15 protein-coding genes and 1 tRNA gene are annotated in these 18389 nt (G+C 64.3%); 11 read left to right on the forward strand and 5 right to left on the reverse strand.

What is annotated here, in order from left to right:
* Window positions 1-129 precede the first annotated feature (129 nt).
* Window positions 130-1131, reverse strand: coding sequence for an AraC family transcriptional regulator (locus P5W99_RS09600; RefSeq protein ID WP_434660403.1), 1002 nt, complete (start codon window positions 1129-1131; stop codon window positions 130-132).
* A gap of 238 nt (window positions 1132-1369) precedes the next feature.
* On the opposite strand from P5W99_RS09600, the gene P5W99_RS09605 reads away from it, so the two are divergent.
* From P5W99_RS09605 to crcB, 4 genes are all read left to right on the forward strand, one after another.
* Window positions 1370-3355, forward strand: a complete 1986-nt coding sequence (locus P5W99_RS09605) for a primary-amine oxidase (protein ID WP_434660405.1) — start codon at window positions 1370-1372, stop codon at window positions 3353-3355.
* 31 nt (window positions 3356-3386) lie between these two features.
* On the forward strand, window positions 3387-4451 hold the full coding sequence (locus P5W99_RS09610) for a hypothetical protein (RefSeq protein ID WP_434660407.1): 1065 nt from the start codon (window positions 3387-3389) through the stop codon (window positions 4449-4451).
* 33 nt (window positions 4452-4484) lie between these two features.
* Window positions 4485-5963, forward strand: coding sequence for a phenylacetaldehyde dehydrogenase StyD (gene styD / locus P5W99_RS09615; protein ID WP_434660409.1), 1479 nt, complete (start codon window positions 4485-4487; stop codon window positions 5961-5963).
* A gap of 181 nt (window positions 5964-6144) precedes the next feature.
* Window positions 6145-6525, forward strand: a complete 381-nt coding sequence (gene crcB, locus P5W99_RS09620; RefSeq protein WP_421043496.1) for a fluoride efflux transporter CrcB — start codon at window positions 6145-6147, stop codon at window positions 6523-6525.
* An 11-nt stretch (window positions 6526-6536) separates the two neighbouring features.
* Here the strand turns inward: crcB and cfa are convergent, their stop codons facing one another.
* Entirely contained in the window at window positions 6537-7775 is a 1239-nt protein-coding gene (cfa, locus tag P5W99_RS09625) for a cyclopropane fatty acyl phospholipid synthase (RefSeq protein WP_434660411.1), read from the reverse strand.
* A gap of 266 nt (window positions 7776-8041) precedes the next feature.
* On the opposite strand from cfa, the gene P5W99_RS09630 reads away from it, so the two are divergent.
* Window positions 8042-8458: an HIT family protein gene (locus tag P5W99_RS09630; protein ID WP_434660412.1), complete on the forward strand. Its 417-nt coding sequence runs from the start codon at window positions 8042-8044 to the stop codon at window positions 8456-8458.
* Between the two features lie 76 nt (window positions 8459-8534).
* Window positions 8535-8625 (forward strand) — tRNA-Ser (locus tag P5W99_RS09635).
* Window positions 8626-8723: 98 nt separating this feature from the next.
* On the opposite strand, the gene P5W99_RS09640 is transcribed toward P5W99_RS09635, so the two are convergent.
* The 3 genes from P5W99_RS09640 to acs form a co-directional block, all read right to left on the reverse strand.
* Window positions 8724-10742 (reverse strand): sodium:solute symporter family protein, encoded by a 2019-nt coding sequence (locus tag P5W99_RS09640; protein ID WP_434660413.1) that lies wholly within the window; start codon window positions 10740-10742, stop codon window positions 8724-8726.
* Window positions 10739-11104 carry a DUF4212 domain-containing protein gene (locus P5W99_RS09645; RefSeq protein ID WP_434660414.1) on the reverse strand — a complete coding sequence of 122 codons (366 nt, stop codon included), beginning with the start codon at window positions 11102-11104 and terminating at the stop codon, window positions 10739-10741. Before P5W99_RS09645 ends, P5W99_RS09640 begins: the two co-directional genes overlap by 4 nt.
* Before the next feature lie 103 nt (window positions 11105-11207).
* Entirely contained in the window at window positions 11208-13190 is a 1983-nt protein-coding gene (gene acs, locus P5W99_RS09650) for an acetate--CoA ligase (RefSeq protein WP_421026650.1), read from the reverse strand.
* A 319-nt stretch (window positions 13191-13509) separates the two neighbouring features.
* Between acs and P5W99_RS09655 the strand changes: the two genes are divergently transcribed.
* The 5 genes from P5W99_RS09655 to murI all read left to right on the forward strand — a co-directional run bounded on the left by P5W99_RS09655 (window position 13510) and on the right by murI (window position 18339).
* Entirely contained in the window at window positions 13510-14427 is a 918-nt protein-coding gene (locus tag P5W99_RS09655; RefSeq protein ID WP_434660416.1) for a DMT family transporter, read from the forward strand.
* 123 nt (window positions 14428-14550) lie between these two features.
* Window positions 14551-15168, forward strand: a complete 618-nt coding sequence (locus tag P5W99_RS09660) for a TIGR00645 family protein (RefSeq protein ID WP_421024304.1) — start codon at window positions 14551-14553, stop codon at window positions 15166-15168.
* A 74-nt stretch (window positions 15169-15242) separates the two neighbouring features.
* On the forward strand, window positions 15243-16766 hold the full coding sequence (locus tag P5W99_RS09665) for a fumarate hydratase (protein WP_421024305.1): 1524 nt from the start codon (window positions 15243-15245) through the stop codon (window positions 16764-16766).
* A 212-nt stretch (window positions 16767-16978) separates the two neighbouring features.
* On the forward strand, window positions 16979-17458 hold the full coding sequence (gene bfr, locus P5W99_RS09670) for a bacterioferritin (protein ID WP_434660419.1): 480 nt from the start codon (window positions 16979-16981) through the stop codon (window positions 17456-17458).
* Window positions 17459-17466: 8 nt separating this feature from the next.
* The gene (gene murI, locus P5W99_RS09675) at window positions 17467-18339 is read left to right on the forward strand and encodes a glutamate racemase (RefSeq protein WP_421024307.1); all 873 of its coding nucleotides are present in this window, start codon (window positions 17467-17469) and stop codon (window positions 18337-18339) included.
* The last annotated feature ends 50 nt before the right edge of the window (window positions 18340-18389 follow it).

Here is an 18389-nt window from a genome sequence, read left to right on the forward strand (position 1 = left end):
CTGCCGATGAAACAATTGATATGGATGACGAATCAATTTTCACAGACTTTCTTCAAACACATTTCTTTCCGAAAACCATCAGCAACATTACATTTTCAAATCGAAGCGTCTTTATCCATGCAAACCGGCCTACTCCGACCGCCCCCAGTTACGCGTCGCGCGCCATAGCACTGTGGCATCGGCATAGCCCACCGCGCGCGCAACGGCGGCGTTGGTCATGCCCTCCTGCTCGCGCAGCACTGCCACGCTGCGCTGGCGCTCCTCGCGAATGATCTCGCGCACGGAAGTGCCCGCCTCGTTCAGATGGCGCTGCAGCGAACGGTTCGACAGCCCGAGATCCCGCGCAATATCGGCAACCACGAGTTTTTCGCGTGCGAGCCGCCGCGTGACCAGATCTCGTACCTGATCGACGAGATCGTGCGGCACCGTATCGCGCGAAATAAGATCGGTCGCGTGGCGCTCCATCATGCGCGCCAGTTGCATGTCGGCGCTCTTGAGCGGCGCGTCGAGATCGTGCGGATGCATCACCACACCACTCGCTGGCTGCTGGAAACGCACCGGCACGCGGAAAATACGCATATAGGGTTTGAGATCCGCGGGCGCGGCATGCTCGAAATGGATCTCGACCGGCGCCCACGTCGCGCCGCGCACGAGACGAATCATGTGGCACATCGCGCTTACGCTGTATTCGGCGTCCTGGCGGCGCGGCCAGATCTGGGCCTGCGCAATGCGATAGCTCCACATGGGCCATGCGTTATCGCGCACCAGATCGACGAGGGTACCGCTCTGCCATGAACCGAGTGCATCCGTGAACTTGCGGATGGCCGCGCCCAGCGTGGGCGACGACATGAACACGAGCCCGGCGGGTCCAAGTTCGGTGAGCTGCAATTCGTTGCCAAGACGCAGGCCGAGCCACGGTTCATCGAGCACTTGCGCTGCACGCTCGAAGGCACCGACATAACGCCCGAGCGGCAGGATTTCATAAGGGTCCGAAAGTTGCCTGCGGCTCAGGCCGAACTCGGCCAGCAATGCATCGCAGTCGGCGCCTGCTGCATCGAGCGCGCGCACGATCGGACCCATCACAGCGCCGCGAATCATCGGATACCCGTTGCTGACAGGCCCTGATTTCATGTCTCTCTCCGTTCACCCAATGATGCGCATAAGCGTACGCACCCGGGTTTGTTCGCTCTGTCTTTGGCGCACTCTATCGTCCCTTTGGCGCGGTTTGCAAGCGCGAAAAAAATATGGCGTTTCTACGATGACGTCACGACATCGCCATTGCGGCAATGCCTTCCGCCCCCAAAAAACAGGGCCTGCCCGCCGCGCTTCCCGCGCTGTTACGGTCCAACGCCATTCTTACGAAATGCTTATGAACACGACTTCGAACTCGCATCCGCTCGATCCGCTGAGCCTTATCGAAATGCAGCTCGCCTGTGACATTGTGAAGGCCGCCGAACAGCTCGACGAACACGCGCGCTTTCCCGTCACCGAGTTGCAAGAGCCGCCCAAGGCCGAAGTGCTCGCGTACCGGCCCGGCAGCTACTATTCGCGCCGTGCGTTCACGATCGCCATCGATCGGACGCGCAACCAGACACTGGAACTGGTGGTCGATCTGCGCGAAAAGAAAGTGGAATCGCGCAAGGCGCTCGCACTGCACCACTCGCCGTTCGGCCAGCCGCCCGTGATGATCGAAGATTTCATGAACGCCGAGCGCATCGTGAAGGAAGACCTCGCGTGGCGCGAGGCCGTCAAGAGGCGCGGCCTCACAGAAGACGATCTCGCGCGCGTGCAGGTCGATCCGTTCTCGGCAGGCGCCTTCGATCGCCCGAACGAAGGTGGCCGCCGTCTCGTGCGCTGCGTGAGCTACTACCGCGAAAACGTCACCGACAACGGCTACGCGCACCCGATCGAAGGCGTAGTGGCCGTGGTGGACCTGCTCGAGCAGAAAGTGATCGAGCTCGTGGACGACGGCCGCATCATTCCAATCCCGCGCGCGAAGCACAACTACGACACGCCAAGCATCGGCAAGCCTCGCGACACCGTCAAACCGCTTTCGATCAGCCAACCCGAAGGACCCAGCTTTGCGATCGACGGCTGGCAGGTCAGTTGGCAAAACTGGACGTTCCGCGTGGGCTTCACGCCGCGCGAAGGCCTGGTGCTGCACCAGATTGCCTGGGACGACGGCAAGAGCGTGCCGCGCCCCATTGTCTACCGCGCGAGCGTGACGGAAATGTGCGTGCCCTACTCCGATCCCACCACGAACCACTACTGGAAAAGCGCCTTCGATGCGGGCGAGTATGGCCTCGGCAAACTGGCGAACCAGCTCGAGCTCGGTTGTGACTGCCTTGGCACGATCCGCTACTTCGACATTCCGTCCGCCGACGATTTCGGCAACAGCTTCACGATGAAAAACGCGGTATGCCTGCACGAAGAGGATTACGGCACGCTCTGGAAACACTACGAATTCCGCACCGGCGTGTTCGAGATGCGCCGCTCGCGCCGTCTCGTGATTTCGTTCTTTGCGACGGTGGGCAATTACGACTACGGCTTCTACTGGTACTTCTATCAAGACGGCACGATCCAGCTCGAATGCAAGCTCACGGGCATCATTCAGACCTCGGCTGTCGCGGATGGCGACACGTATCCGTGGGGCGGCATGGTCACCGAGAACCTCGGCGGCCCGACGCACCAGCATTTTTTCAACGCGCGTCTGCACATGATGGTGGACGGCGAGAAGAATTCCGTGACCGAGCACGAGTTCGTGCCGCGTCCGATGGGTGCGCAGAACCCCTACGGCAACGTCTTCGATACCACGAAGCGCGTGCTCAAGACCGAGCAGGAAGCCGCGCGCAACGCCAACGGCCAAACCGGACGCTTCTGGAAAGTCGTGAATCCAAACGTGAAAAACCGCGTGGGCGCGAATCCTGGGTACAAGCTCATCATCAACGATTCTCCGCTGATGCTCGCCGACCCGAACTCGAAGGTGCGCCAGCGCGGCGGCTTCGCCACGCGTCATGTCTGGGTCACGCCATACGACACGACGCAACGCTACGCGAGCGGCGATTACCCCAATCAGCATGCGGGCGGCGACGGCCTGCCGCGCTATATCGAAGCGAACCGCAACGTGGAAAACGAAGACATCGTGCTGTGGCACAGTTTCGGCCACACGCATGTATGCAAGCCCGAGGACTTCCCGGTCATGCCCGTGGAATACGCCGGCTTCATGCTCAAGCCGAACAACTTCTTCCACGGCAATCCGGCGATGGATCTGCCGGGCGGGCGCGACCCGCATAGCGTGCAGGACGGCGCACCCGATGCGGGCGCCGCGCCGTCGTGCTGTCACGGCAAGCAGTAAGTTCGCGATGATGCCGCGCGCGCGCCGCTCCGTGACGCCGAAGATTCGGGATGCCCTCGCCGCCGCCTGGATTTGGTGCGCAGTGACGGGCGGCGCCTCGGCGCTCGCGGCGAGCGTCATGCTGGGTGCGATGCAAATTGGCCCGCATGCTGCCGCATTCGCGGGCGGCGCTGCGGCGCTCTTTGCCATGGTGTTGCTACCTGCGGCACTCACGCGTTGCTTCGTCTCGCGGGCCACCGTGCCGGTGGCCACCTCGCTCATCCTCGTCATGGCGACGCTGGCGGCAGCGGCCGTGCGGGGACGCACAGGCTTTTTGCCGATCGGCATGCCAGTCGCGCTTGCTTTGGCGGGTCCCGTGATGTTTGCGGCGGCATGGTCGAGCTTGCCGACGCGTCGCACGGAATCCGTCATGCCTCGCCGGCAAATTCATAGGACTGCGTGTCAACTCGTACAACGAGAGTTCACTGCGGCGCTGCAAGGCAGTGCTGCCCTGCTCGTGCCCGCACTGCTGGCTGGGCTTTCCAGCGGCGTGCTCGCGCGCTTCCAGCTCTTCGCCGTGTGCGGCAGCGGACCTTTCTCGCTCGCGCAGTTGGCCGTTTCGCTTGGCGCTGCGGCGGGCCTGGGCCTGCTTGCGGAAAGTATCGACCACCTTTACGCATTGCTGGCGCTCTTCGCGCTGCGCGGCGCGTTGCTTGCCGCGCTCACACTCGATACGCTCGCACCGTGGGCCGCATTCGCCGCGCCAGCGTTCACCGTACTCGACGCGCTCACGCTACCGACGCTCCTGCGCATCGGCCACGCGTCACAGGCCGGCTGCCCCGGCTTTGCGCACCACGCGGGCATGCTCGCGGGCGCTGCGTTGGCCACGACTTCCTGGGGTTTCGGCCCCGGCTTCCACACGCTCTTTCTCGCGGGCGCCACACTCAACCTCGTGTGCGCATGCACACTCGCGGCGCGCCGCCAAAGGCGCAGGCCTCACGTTCACGCGCCGGATTCCGCACAGCTGTACTTGCACACGCAGTACTCGACCACGCAGTACTCATCCCGTTCCGCAGCGCACGCCCTTCCATCGGGCGGCGGAATCGACATTCGTTGACACCCAAGCACAGGACCCAATCGAGGAAACCCCATGGACCGCCAGGACTTCACGCACACGATCCGCACGCAGATGTTCGTCGACGGCCGCTTTTGCGCCAGCGGCGACAGCCGCACGTTCGCCGTTTTCAATCCGGCCACAGGCGCTGAAATCGCCCAGGTGCCGGACGCCGCCGATGCCGACATCGACGCGGCCGTCACCGCCGCGCGCCGCGCCTTCGAGGCCGGCCCGTGGCGCCGCCTGCCGCCCTCCGAACGCGAGCGCCTGCTCCTGAAGCTCGCCGACCTCGTCGAACGCAACGGCGACGAACTCGCCGCGCTGGAAACGCTCAACCAGGGCAAACTGCTCGGCTTCTCGAAGATGCTCGAAGTGGGCGGCAGCGTGCAATGGCTGCGCTATATGGCGGGCTGGGCCACCAAGATCGAAGGCAGCACCGTCGACCTTTCTCTCGCCTTCCCGCCCGGCGTGCGCTACAACGCCTCCACGCGGCGCGTGCCGGCGGGCGTGGTCGCCGCCATCGTTCCGTGGAATTTCCCTCTGCTGATGGCCGTGTGGAAAATCGCGCCCGCGCTCGCCTGCGGCTGCACCGTCGTGCTCAAGCCCGCCGAGGAAACGCCGCTCACGGCGATCCGCCTGGCCGAACTCGCGCACGAAGCAGGCTTTCCGGCGGGCGTGTTCAACGTCGTCACCGGCCGGGGCGAGACAGCGGGTGCGGCGCTCGTGCGTCATGCGGGCGTGGACAAAGTCACCTTTACGGGCTCCACCGAAGTGGGCCGCATCATCGGCAAGCAGTGCGCGAACGATCTCAAGCGCGTCTCGCTGGAGCTGGGCGGCAAGAGCCCGGTGATCGTGCTCGACGACTGCGACCTGCAACGCGCCGTCGACGGCGCTGCGGGCGCGATCTTCTTCAACCACGGCCAGGTCTGCACCGCCGGCTCGCGCCTCTATGTGCCGCGCGCGCGCTTCGAGGAAATCGTCGAAGGCGTCGCGCAAGTGGCGCGCAACACCGTGCTCGGCTCGGGCTTCGACGCCGCCACCCAGATGGGGCCGCTCGTCTCCTCGCGCCATCGCGACAAGGTGGCCGGCATGATCGCGCAAGGCCGCGCGGAAGGCGCAGAGATCGTGGCAGGCGGCGGCAACGGCAATCGTGCAGGCTACTTCATCGAGCCCACCGTGATTGCGAACGCCGCCAACCAGCCGCTCACAGTGGTGCGCGAGGAAGTGTTCGGCCCGGTGCTCGTAGCAATGCCTTACGACGACGTGGAAGAAGCCATCGCTGCCGCCAACGCCTCCGAATATGGACTCGGCGCGAGCGTGTGGACCAACCAGCTCGATCGCGCGCTGCGCGTGGTGGATGCGGTGCAGGCCGGCACCGTCTGGGTCAACACGCACAACGCGGTGGATCCGGCGCTGCCCTTCGGCGGCTTCAAGGCCTCGGGCATCGGCCGCGAGCACGGCCGCGCCGTCATCGATGCCTACACCGAGACGAAGTCGGTCTGCATCGCGTATTGACGTGCAACGCCCGCACCAGCAACACCGTGCGGGCGAGCCGAACCGGGCGCGCCTTGCGGCGCTATCGCGGTGCTAAACTCCGGAGTCGAAAGCGCGACAATATCGCGTCCTGCAGCAGGCAACGACCGGCCAACTGGCCATCCAGTGTCGACGCCCCTTGCGCCTACAACGACTCCACACCATGTATCTCTCGATTCTCGCCGTCGGCCTTGGCGGCGCGCTCGGCTCGCTGCTGCGCTGGGTGCTCAGCCTGCGCCTGAACGCTGCTTTCCCCACGCTGCCGCTCGGCACGCTCGCATCCAACATCCTCGCGGGCTACATCATCGGCGTGGCGCTGGCCGTGTTCGCGCGCCTGCCTGATGTCTCGCCGCAGTGGCGCCTGTTCGTCATCACCGGCTGCATGGGCGGGCTGTCGACGTTCTCGAGTTTCTCCGCCGAAGTGGTCGCGCATCTGCAACATGGCCGCCTCGGCTGGGCCGCGGGCGAAATCGCGATTCACGTGTGCGCGTCCGTGCTGATGACGATACTCGGCATCGCGACGGTCACCGCGGTGATGCGCTAGCGCGGCATGAATCAGGCTTGCGGCCGGCGATACCCGCCCAGCAGGCCGTGTTTCGAAAACACGTACTGCCAGAGCTGAATGTCACGCGCGCGAAACGCGCCCGCGCACGACAGCAGATAGTAGCGCCACATGCGGTAAAAACGGTGCCCCATTTCGGGCGCGAAACGCGGCCACGCAGCCTCGAAGTTCGCGTGCCACGCCATCAGCGTGCGGTCGTAATCGGCGCCGAAATTGTGCAGATCCTCGACGACGAAAAGCCCGCCCGAGGCATCCGCGATCTGGCCGATGGTGGGCAGTTCGCCGTTGGGGAAAATGTATTTGTCGACCCACGGATCGGGCGTGGTGTCGCGGCGGTTCTTGCCGATCGTGTGCAGCAAGAAGATGCCGTCGTCGACGAGGCAGCGATGCGCCACTTCCATATAGGTGCGGTAATTCTTGGGCCCGACGTGCTCGAACATGCCCACGCTCGCGATGCGATCGAATTTTTCGTCGAGCAGACGATAGTCCTGCAGACGGAATTCCACGGGCAGGCCTTCGCAGCGCTCGGCGCCCAGCGCGGCCTGCTCCTTCGAGATCGTGACACCCACGCAGGACACGCCGTAACGTTCGGCGGCAAACTTCATGAGGCTGCCCCAGCCGCAGCCGATGTCGAGCAGACGCATGCCCGGCTCGAGCCCGAGCTTTCTGCAAATCAAATCGAGCTTGGCTTCCTGCGCTTCGTCCAGCGTCCTCGCGCCGCCCGACCAGTAGCCGCAGGTGTAGGTCATGCGCTTGTCGAGCATGGCCTCATAAAACGCGTTGCCGATATCGTAGTGCTGCTGCCCCACCTTCCACGCGCGGCGCACCGTCTGGCGGTTCATGAGGCGCGCCTTAAGCGCGTGGAAAACCAGCCGGGCGGGATCGATCTGTTCGTCCAGATGCGCACGCAGCACGTGCGCGAAGAATTCGTCGAGCCGATCGCAATCCCACTGATCGTCCATGTACGCCTCGCCCAAGCCGAGGTTGCCGAGCGCGACCACGCGCTCCAGCACCTGCGGATTGTGGATACGCATGTCCCACGGGCGCGTGCCGTTGAGCCTGATGTCGGCACGCGCAAGCAGTTCTCCGGCGAACCGGGAGGCCCCCGACGCGGTGACTCCACCGACGGGCTGCGGCGGCACGACGTGCTGCGCGGGCTGGACAGGCTGGGCCGGCCGGGTGGATTGGCTAGATTGAGCGGGTTGAGCTGCTTCGAGATCAGTCGTTGCCATACGTTCTCCGTGTAAACCGGAGTTGGCGCTTTGGCTATCGACCGGAATTGCTTTGGCAATGATTCCGATCCCATGCAGAGCTCCTGACTCCGATCCCATGCAAGAGGGTGCTTTCAAGACATTTTTCTTCGTCGCGCACGCTGCGATACCTCTAATGATGCACCCACTTCAAAAAATCTGCAGTAACTCCGACGGACGGCCTGGCGTGGGCGATAATCGACGCTGCGGCACGCAAGCGCCGCGCCCGAGACACTACCGAGGAACCCATGGCTTACGACGACGACAACATCTTCGCGAAACTCCTGCGCGGCGAAATCCCCTCCATCAAGCTGTGCGAGAGCGACGCGGCGCTCGCGATCATGGATGTGATGCCGCAATCCGAGGGCCACGTGCTGGTGCTGCCGAAGGAACCGGCCGAGGAGATTTACGAGCTCTCGCCCGAAGCGGTGGCCGCCTCGATGGCGATGGTGCAGAAAGTGGCCGCGGCCGTGCGCAAGTCGCTCGCGCCGGACGGGCTGATGATCGCCCAGTTCAACGGCGCGGCGGCGGGTCAGACTGTGCCGCACGTGCACTTTCACCTCATTCCGCGCCGCCGGGGGGAGGAACTGCGACTGCATGCGCGCGATATGGCGGACAAGGCTCAGCTTGAAGTGACGGCGGAGCGGATTCGCGCTGCGCTGTGAGGGTGACTGGGTGGCGCGAAGTTTGCAGACAGCCTCCCCCGCAACGCCCAGACTCTGCTATAATCCGACTCCCGCCGGAGAGATGGATGAGCGGTTTAAGTCGCACGCCTGGAAAGCGTGTATAGGTTAATAGCCTATCGGGGGTTCGAATCCCCCTCTCTCCGCCAGAATGATTTGGCAAAAAACCCCATAAAGTCAACGACTTATGGGGTTTTTGCTTTTCAACTCACGAATCCGCTATCGAAGCGTGCGGCTATGAAGCGGGTTAGGGATGCCGAATATAATCCACCAGCGCGACCGAATACTCATCCGGCTTCTTATCAACCAAACTCACGATGATGGTCGCCAGAAACCCCGCCGGTACCCCAAACACCCCCGAGCTAATCGGCTCGATCCCAAACCAGCGCGCCCCCTCGAACCCTGTGATCTGCGTAAAAAACGGATACGTCGAGACAATGTAATAGACGCACACCGCCAGCCCAGCCACCATCCCCGCCACCGCGCCCAGCCGTGTCGTGCGCTTCCAGAACACGCCCAGCACGAGCACCGGAAACAGGCTCGACGCCGCCAGCGAAAACGCCGCCCCCACCAGAAATAGAATATTTCCCGCATTGAGCGAAGCCACCCACGAAGCAAACAAGGCCACGCCCAGCAGCAGAATCTTCGACATGGTCACGCGCCGCTGGCTCGACGCATGCGGGTCCACCATGTGGTAGTACACATCGTGCGAAAGCACGTTCGAGATCGTGAGCAGCAGCCCATCCGCCGTGGAAAGCGCCGCCGCGAGCGCGCCCGAGGCCACGAGCCCCGACATCACATACGGCAGCCCCGCAATCTCCGGCGCGGCCAGCACCACCATATCCGGCTGCATCTGAATATCGCTCCAATGCACGATGCCGTCGCCATTGATATCGGCAATGCCGATCATGGTCGGCTCCATGCGCCGCCATTGCATCACCCAATGCGGCAAATCGGCGAAATGCAGCCCCGTGAGGTGCGAAAGGATCTCGAACTTGATGAGCACCGCCAGCACCGGCACCGTCAAATAGAACAGCGCGACGAAGAACAGCGTCCATCCCACCGAGCGCCGCGCCGACGCCACCGATGTCGTCGTGTTGTAGCGCGTAAGAATGTGAGGCAGGCTCGCCGTGCCGAGCGAGAGGCACAGCAGCAGCGACAAAAAATTGCGTTCGTGAATGCGCCGCGCTTCGTCGCTATCGGCGGGAAACGGTTCATGCATCGGCACGGGGGGCGCGGCGCGCGCGAGCAGGTCATCGCGCTGCTGCGTCCACGCCACGCGTGCGGCTTCGGGGTCGCGCGGGAAACGCTCGATTTCGCGCTCGAGCGAATCGATCTCGCGCAGCGGGCCATTGTGGCGGCGCATGTTCGCGAGCGCATCGACGAGGCGCGTCTTCTCTTCCGTGTACGACTGCGGCAGCGCATCGAGCCGCGATTGCCAGAGCGCGGCTCGATGCGCGTACTCGTCGCGCACGTTGGTCTCCGCGCTGGTGTCGCGCACTTCGCGCTCGAGCGTCTCCACGCGCTGCATCACCTTGCCGTAATCGAATTGCGGCAGCCAGCCCAGGCCATTTCGATGCGCGATCAACGAAACCGGGATCAGCATCGCCGCGATCAGGATGATGTATTGCGCCACCTGGGTCCACGTGACCGCGCGCATGCCGCCCAGAAATGAGCACACGAGAATGCCGGCGAGCCCGCAAAAGATGCCAATGGCGAAGTCGACGCCGATGAAGCGCACCGCGATCAGCCCCACGCCCTGGATCTGCGCGACGAGATAGACGAACGAGCAGATGATAGTGGCCAGCACGGCGAGCGCGCGCACGAGGTTGCTGGAGAAGCGCGTGCCGAGGAAGTCCGCGATGGTATAGCGCGCGAGCTTGCGCACGTAGGGCGCGAGCAGGAATGCGACGAGGCAGTAGCCGCCCGTCCACCCCATCAGGTAAGCGAGGCCGTCGTAGCCGCTCGCGTAGAGCGAGCCCGCGAGGCCGATGAACGAGGCTGCCGAGAGCCAGTCCGCGGCCGTCGCCATGCCGTTGAAGAACGATGGCACGCGGCGTCCCGCGACGTAGTACTCGACGAGATCCGAGGTGCGCGAGAGCAGCCCGATGACGGCGTAGACCGCAATCGGCACGAACAGGAACACGTAGCCGATCCACATGCCGGGGCCGGTGGCAAGCTCGATGCGCCACATCACGAAGATGAAGCCGAGAAAGCCGAGCATATAGAGCGCGTAGGAGCGGATCAGCCGGTGCGCGAGCCTCATCGTTGCTGCGCCTGACTGGCCTCGCGAATGGCCGCATCGGCTTCACGCGCGGCCTGCAGTTCGCGGTCGGCGCGCTGCATCAGCACGATGTAGAGCGCCACGAGCCCGATATAAACGAGGATCGCCCCTTGCGCGCCGATATAAAACGGCAGGCTGAAGCCCGCGAAGCGCAGGCTGTCGAGCGCGCGCGCGAACAGCGGCACGACGAACGACACCGCAAAGCCGATGCTCATGAGCACAACGATCAGCACGAGGTTGAAGCGCCAGTAGCGCCGATGCGCGAGCGCCATCGCCTCGCTCACCGGCGGCGGCTCGGGCAAGGCGTTGAGGTTGTTTTTTGGAGGATTATCTGGCGCGGCCATGCGCTTGTGTAGCAAAAACGCGCGTGGCCGGCAATCGGGGACATCCGGCCTTGCCGGGATCGGATCGAGTGCATTAGCACGCGATCCGTCAATCAAGCAACGCTCAAAGCGCCTCGCCAAGCTGATCGAGAATCGCCGGGTTTTCCAGCGTGGAGACGTCCTGGGTGATCGCCTCGCCCTTCGCGAGCGAGCGCAAGAGGCGCCGCATGATCTTGCCCGAGCGCGTCTTCGGCAGGTTCTCGCCGAAGCGGATGTCCTTCGGTTTCGCGATCGGCCCGATCTCCTTGCCCACCCACGCGCGCAGTTCTGCGGCGAGCTTCACCGCATCGTCGCCGTGCGGGCGCGCGGCCTTGAGCACCACGAACGCCACCACGGCTTCGCCGGTCGTGTCGTCGGGGCGCCCCACCACGGCGGCTTCGGCCACCAGCGGGTTCGCCACCAGCGCCGACTCGATCTCCATCGTGCCCAGGCGGTGGCCCGAGACGTTCAGCACGTCGTCGATGCGGCCCATGATCGTGAAGTAGCCGGTTTCCTTGTCGCGCACGCTGCCGTCGCCCGCGAGGTACAGCTTGCCGCCGAGTTCCTCGGGGAAGTAGCCCGACCTGTAGCGCTCAGGCTGCCCCCACACGTTGCGGATCATCGCGGGCCACGGGCGCTTCACCACGAGAATGCCGCCCTGCCCGTTGGGCACGTCCTGGCCCGTTTCGTCGACGATCGCCGCCATGATGCCCGGCAGCGGCAGCGTGCACGAGCCCGGCACGAGCGGCGTCGCGCCCGGCAGCGGCGTGATCATGTGGCCACCGGTTTCGGTCTGCCACCACGTGTCGACGATCGGGCAGCGCTTGCCGCCCACGTTCTCGTAGTACCACATCCATGCTTCGGGGTTGATCGGCTCTCCCACCGTGCCGAGGATGCGCAGCGATGTGAGGTCATAGCTCTTCGGGTGCACCTTCGCATCGGCTTCCGCGGACTTGATCAGCGAGCGGATGGCCGTGGGCGCGGTGTAGAACACGGTGACCTTGTGCTTCTGGATCATCTCCCAGAAGCGGCCCGCGTTCGGGTACGTGGGGATGCCCTCGAACATGACCTGCGTCGCGCCGATCGTGAGCGGCCCGTAGGCGATATAGCTGTGGCCCGTGACCCAGCCGATGTCGGCCGTGCACCAGAACACGTCCGCGGGCTTCGAGTCGAAGGTCCACTTCATGGTCTGCGCGGCCCACAGCAGATAGCCGCCCGTGCTGTGCTGCACGCCCTTGGGCTTGCCGGTCGAGCCCGAGGTGTAGAGGATGAAGAGCGGGTGCTCCGCGCTCACCGGCACCGGCGGGCAGGTGTCGCTCCCGGCAGCCGAAAGCTCGTGCATCCAGTGGTCGCGGCCTTCGGTCCAGCCGACCTTGCCGCCCGTGCGCTGGTAGACGATCACGCTCTGCACGGCTTCGCAGCCGCCCATGGCGATGGCTTCGTCGGCGATGTTCTTCAGCGGCAGCGCCTTGCCGCCGCGCATCTGCTCGTCGGCGGTGATGAGCGCGACCGCGCCCACGTCCACCATGCGTTCGTTGAGCGACTTCGACGAGAAGCCGCCGAACACCACCGAGTGCGTCGCGCCGATGCGTGCGCAGGCCTGCATCGCCACCACGCCTTCAACCGACATCGGCATGTAGATGACCACGCGGTCGCCCTGCTTCACGCCGCGTTTTTTCAAGGCGTTGGCGAAGCGCGAGACGCGCGAGAGCAGGTCCTGGTAGGTCACGTTGGTGACGGTGCCGTCGTCGGCTTCGAAGATGATCGCGACGCGCTCGCCGTTGCCCGCTTCCACGTGGCGGTCGAGGCTGTTGTACGAGGCGTTGAGCTCGCCGTCCTCGAACCAGGTGTAGAACGGCGCCTTCGACTCGTCGAGCACCTTCGTGAAGGGCTTTTGCCACGTCAGCGTTTCGCGCGCGAGACGCGCCCAGAAACCCTCGTAATCGCGTTCGGCTTCGGCGCACAAAGCCTTGTATGCGTCCATGCCGGACACCGTAGCGTCCGCCACCGTTTGCGCGGACGGCGCAAACACGCGATGTTCCTGAAGAACCGATTCAATCGCAGACATCGACAACCCCTTGGTGAAGATGAAACGTCAAACTCGTGGACGCGCGCAGGATCTTCGATACCTGCCGCGCGCCGTCTCCTTGCGCCGCCACGCCATGGCTCCGATGTTCTGATGCACCGGCGTGAATGCGGCATTTTTCATTCCCGCGGCCGGGCTTCCCGGCACGCCTCGCGTTGCATGAGTCCGCGCGCGAACTCACGCACGCAAGGTTAAACATGGCAACTTACCCGCTACTTACGCGCACCGCCGCGCGATGACAGTCAGTAAAAGTTAAGCGGACATTTAGAATGCTAACTGATCTGTGTGCCCGGATTCCAGCTTGAACCGCTATTCCTTTTTCCTCGTCGCCGCGATGCTGCTGGTGGGCAGCAATGTCGGCATCGGCAAAACAATCGTTGCGTTTCTGCCTGTTCCGATGTTCGCGCTGCTGCGCTTCGTCATCGCGCTCGCGGTGCTCTGGCCCCTGCTGCGCGTCGCGCGCATGCGGCGCGTGAAGCGCGGCGAATGGCTCAATCTGTTCCTTCAGGCCCTCTTCGGTACATTCGGGTTTACGCTGTTGATGCTCGGCGGCGTGCATCGCACGAGCGCGGTTGCCGCCGGTGTCATCACCAGCACGATCCCTGCGGTGGTCGCGCTGTTCTCGTGGCTGTTCCTGCGCGAGCGACCCGACGCACGGGCGTTCGCTTCGATTGCGCTCGCCATCGCGGGCATTGCCGTCATCACTCTCGCGCATGCGGGCAGCGGCGCGCAAAACGCCGGATCGTTCGATGACAACTTCGCGGGCAACCTGATGGTGCTGGGCGCGGTGTGCTGCGAATCGTTCTACGTGATCCTTTCGCGCCGCCTCACGCAAACGCTCGCTCCGCTCGAAATCTGCGCCTACACCCACCTGTTCGGCTTCTTGCTGATGCTGCCGGTCGGGCTGCCGGGCATGGTGTCGTTCGTCATGTCGAGCGCTCATGCAAGCGTGCCCGCGAGCGTCTGGGCCCTCGTGATCTGGTATGGGCTCTCGGCCAGCGTGTTCTCGTTCTGCCTCTGGATGATGGGCATCCGCCACGTGCCGGGCAGCGTCGCGGGCGTGTTTTCCGCTGTGCTGCCGGTAGCCGCGGCGCTATACGGCATCGCCTTTCTCGGCGAGCGGCCCACGCCCGCGCACGGCATCGCGCTGGCCTGCGTGATCGGCGGCATCGCGCTCGCGAGCCTCAAGATCCGCCGGCCGCCGCCCGTGGCGTCGTAATTATTCTGTAAGGACGACCTGCCGGCATCGCGGCGAAGCGGCGCGCCGACGCGTTACAATGACGCCCGCCCGGCCCTCCCGGCCACAGGTTTGCGCCCGATTTTCGCCACTCCAGAAACATCCATGTCCGCTGCACGCCATCAGCCGCCTTCCGCCGCTCGTCCCCGCCGCATGGGCCTGCTGCCCAGCATCATCTTCATGAGCCGCTGGCTCCAGGTGCCGCTCTATCTCGGGCTGATCGTCGGACAAACCGTCTATTGCGTGCTGTTCGTGAAGGAAGTCTGGCACCTCGTGAGCCATGCCATGTCGCTCGACGAGACCAGCATCATGCTCGCCGTGCTCGGCCTGATCGACGTGGTGATGATCTCGAACCTGCTGATCATGGTGATCGTGGGCGGCTACGAAACCTTCGTTTCGCGCATGGGCCTCGAAGGCCATCCCGACGAGCCCGAATGGCTCGACCACGTGAACGCCGGCGTGCTCAAGGTGAAGCTCGCGATGGCGCTCATCAGCATTTCGTCGATACATCTGCTGAAAACCTTCATCAATCCCGATGCGGTGTCCGAGCGCACGGTGATCTGGCAAGTGGCGATTCACATCGCCTTCCTGCTCTCCGCGCTCGTGATGGCGTGGATCGACCGCATCACCACGCATACGCACCCCGAGCACTATCACGACCTCGCCGCGCGCCATCCGGCGCCGCAAGGCACCGTGGTGCGCGAGGCCGCAACGTCGGAATAGCCACCCGGCGCGCCGCATCCACGCTTGCACGATTTACACGATTCGAAACCCCACTGTCCCCACAGAAGCCAGCCATGACCGTCATCAAACAGGAAGACCTGATCCAGAGCATTGCGGATTCGCTGCAATACATCAGCTACTACCATCCGCAGGATTACATCGAGGCGCTCGGCCGCGCGTACGAGCTCGAACAGAGCCCGGCCGCGAAGGACGCGATCGCGCAGATCCTCACGAACAGCCGCATGTGCGCTGAAGGTAAGCGCCCGATCTGCCAGGACACCGGCATCGTCACGATCTTCGTGAAGGTCGGCATGGATGTGCGCTGGGACGGCGCCACGATGGGCGTGACCGACATGATCAACGAAGGCGTGCGCCGCGGTTACCTCAACCCGGACAACGTGCTGCGCGCCTCGATCGTTTCGCCGCCCGAAGGCGGCCGCAAGAACACGAAGGACAACACGCCTGCCGTGATCCACTACGAGATCGTGCCGGGCGACAAGGTCGACGTGCAGGTTGCGGCCAAGGGCGGCGGCTCGGAGAACAAGTCGAAGTTCGTGATGCTGAACCCGTCCGACTCGATCGTCGACTGGGTGCTCAAGACCGTGCCGACGATGGGCGCGGGCTGGTGCCCGCCGGGCATGCTCGGCATCGGCATCGGCGGCACCGCTGAAAAAGCGATGCTGATGGCGAAGGAATCGTTGATGGAGTCCATCGACATTCAGGACATCATCAAGCGCGGCCCGAAGGACTGGGTCGAAGAGCTGCGCGTCGAACTGCACGAGAAGGTCAACGCGCTCGGCATCGGCGCGCAGGGTCTGGGCGGTCTCGCCACCGTGCTCGACGTGAAGATTCACGCAGCGCCCACGCACGCGGCTTCGAAGCCCGTTGCGATGATCCCGAACTGCGCCGCCACGCGTCACGCGCACTTCGTGCTCGACGGCTCGGGTCCCGCGAAGCTCGAAGCGCCCTCGCTCGACGCCTGGCCGAAGGTCAACTGGGAGCCGAACACGGAAACCAGCAAGCGCGTCGATCTGAACACGCTCACGCCCGAAGAAGTGGCTTCGTGGAAGCCGGGCCAGACGCTGCTGCTCTCGGGCAAGATGCTCACGGGCCGCGACGCGGCGCACAAGCGCATCGCCGACATGCTCGCCAAGGGCGAGAAGCTGCCGGTGGACTTCAAGAACCGCGTGATCTACTACGTGGGCCCGGTCGATCCGGTGCGCGACGAAGTGGTTGGCCCGGCAGGCCCCACCACCGCCACCCGCATGGACAAGTTCACCGAGCTGATGCTCTCGCAAACGGGCCTCATCTCGATGGTGGGCAAGGCCGAGCGCGGCCCCGTGGCGATCGAGGCGATCAAGAAGCACAAGGCCGCGTACCTGATGGCCGTGGGCGGCGCGGCGTACCTCGTTTCGAAGGCGATCCGCGGCTCGAAGGTCCTCGCGTTCGAAGACCTCGGCATGGAAGCCATCTACGAATTCGACGTGCAGGACATGCCGGTGACGGTCGCGGTGGACTCGTCGGGAACCTCGGTCCACAAGACCGGCCCCGCCGAATGGCAAGCGAAGATCGGCAAGATTCCGGTCGCGACGGCTTGATGCACGGCTGATTCAGCCGATGCAAAAAAACCGGGGCCTGGCGCCCCGGTTTTTTATTGATCGACGTGAAACGGTCTGATTCACGCCCGATTTCCATGCGGATTCGGCCTTGGCTTTTGCGGATCGAGCGTTTATTGTTGGAAACCCGCGTTTGACTCCCGTGGCTAAACCCCGTGGTTGAAAACCGCACGCCCCAAAAAGGACGGAACATCATGCAAGGCGATAAAAAAGTCATCGAATACCTGAACGCGCAGCTCAAGAACGAGCTGACCGCCATCAATCAGTATTTCCTGCATGCGCGCATGTACAAGCACTGGGGCCTCGAAAAGCTCGGCAAGCACGAGTACGAGGAGTCGATCGGCGAAATGAAGCACGCCGACCTGCTCATCGAGCGCGTTTTCATGCTCGACGGCCTGCCCAATCTGCAAGACCTGCACAAGCTGCTGATCGGCGAGGAAACCAAGGAAGTCCTCGAATGCGATCTGAAGCTCGAGCAGATTTCTCAGACCACCTGCAAGGAAGCCATCGCCTACTGCGAATCGGTGCGCGACTTCGTCTCGCGTGAGATTTTCGTGACGATCCTCAACGACACTGAAGAACACATCGACTGGCTCGAAACCCAGCTCGATCTCATCGACAAGGTCGGCATCCAGAACTATCAGCAATCGGCGATGGGTTCCGCGCAATCCTGATCACTCACTTGAACGCTCCGGCTTCTTCCTGCGCCGCGCCCATCGGCATCTTCGATTCCGGGCTTGGCGGCCTCTCGGTGCTGCGCGCCGTGCGCGCGCAATTGCCCGCCGAACGCCTCATCTACGTGGCCGACTCGCGCTATGCGCCCTATGGCAAGCGCGACGACGACTTCATCGCCGACCGCACGCTCGCCATCTGCGAATGGCTCGTCGCGCAGGGCGCCAAGGCGCTCGTGGTGGCCTGCAATACCGCCACCGCACAGTCGATCGCGCTCGTGCGCGAGCGGCTCGCGGTCCCGCTCGTGGGCGTGGAGCCCGGCATCAAGCCTGCGGCCGCGCTGTCTAAATCGCGCGTGGCAGGCGTGCTCGCCACCCCGGTGACGCTGCGCAGCGCGCGCTTTCAGGCGCTGGTCGAGCGCCACGCCGCCGATCTGCGCGTGCTGTGCCAGCCGGGCCACGGACTCGTGGAGGCGGTCGAACGCTGCGACGTGAATTCGCCGGCGCTCGTCGAGCTGCTGCGCGGCTATGTGCAGCCGATGCTCGACGCGGGCGCGGACACGCTCGTGCTCGGCTGCACGCACTACCCCTTTCTCGATGCGGCCATCCGCTCGATCGTGGGCGAACGCATGACGCTCGTGGATACGAGCGTGGCGATCGCGCGCCAGCTCGAGCGTGTGCTCGATCAGCATGGATTGCGTGCGCATCCGGCCGACGACGCAGGCGCCAGCGCAGCCGCAGGCACGCCGGCGCGCTTCTGCTCGACCAGCGACGGCGCGCATCTGCGCACGCTTGCGGCGGTCTTGCTCGGCATCGAGGCGCAGGTCGAATGCGTGAGCATCCCCTCGCCGCGCACGCGCGAACCCGAAGTCAACGCCGCCTGAACACCCTCCGGGCCGCCCGCGCCCGGCCCCGCTCCCCGCGCGCGCCTCAC

This window comes from Paraburkholderia sp. A3BS-1L (genome assembly GCF_051125215.1).
Lineage (GTDB): Bacteria > Pseudomonadota > Gammaproteobacteria > Burkholderiales > Burkholderiaceae > Paraburkholderia.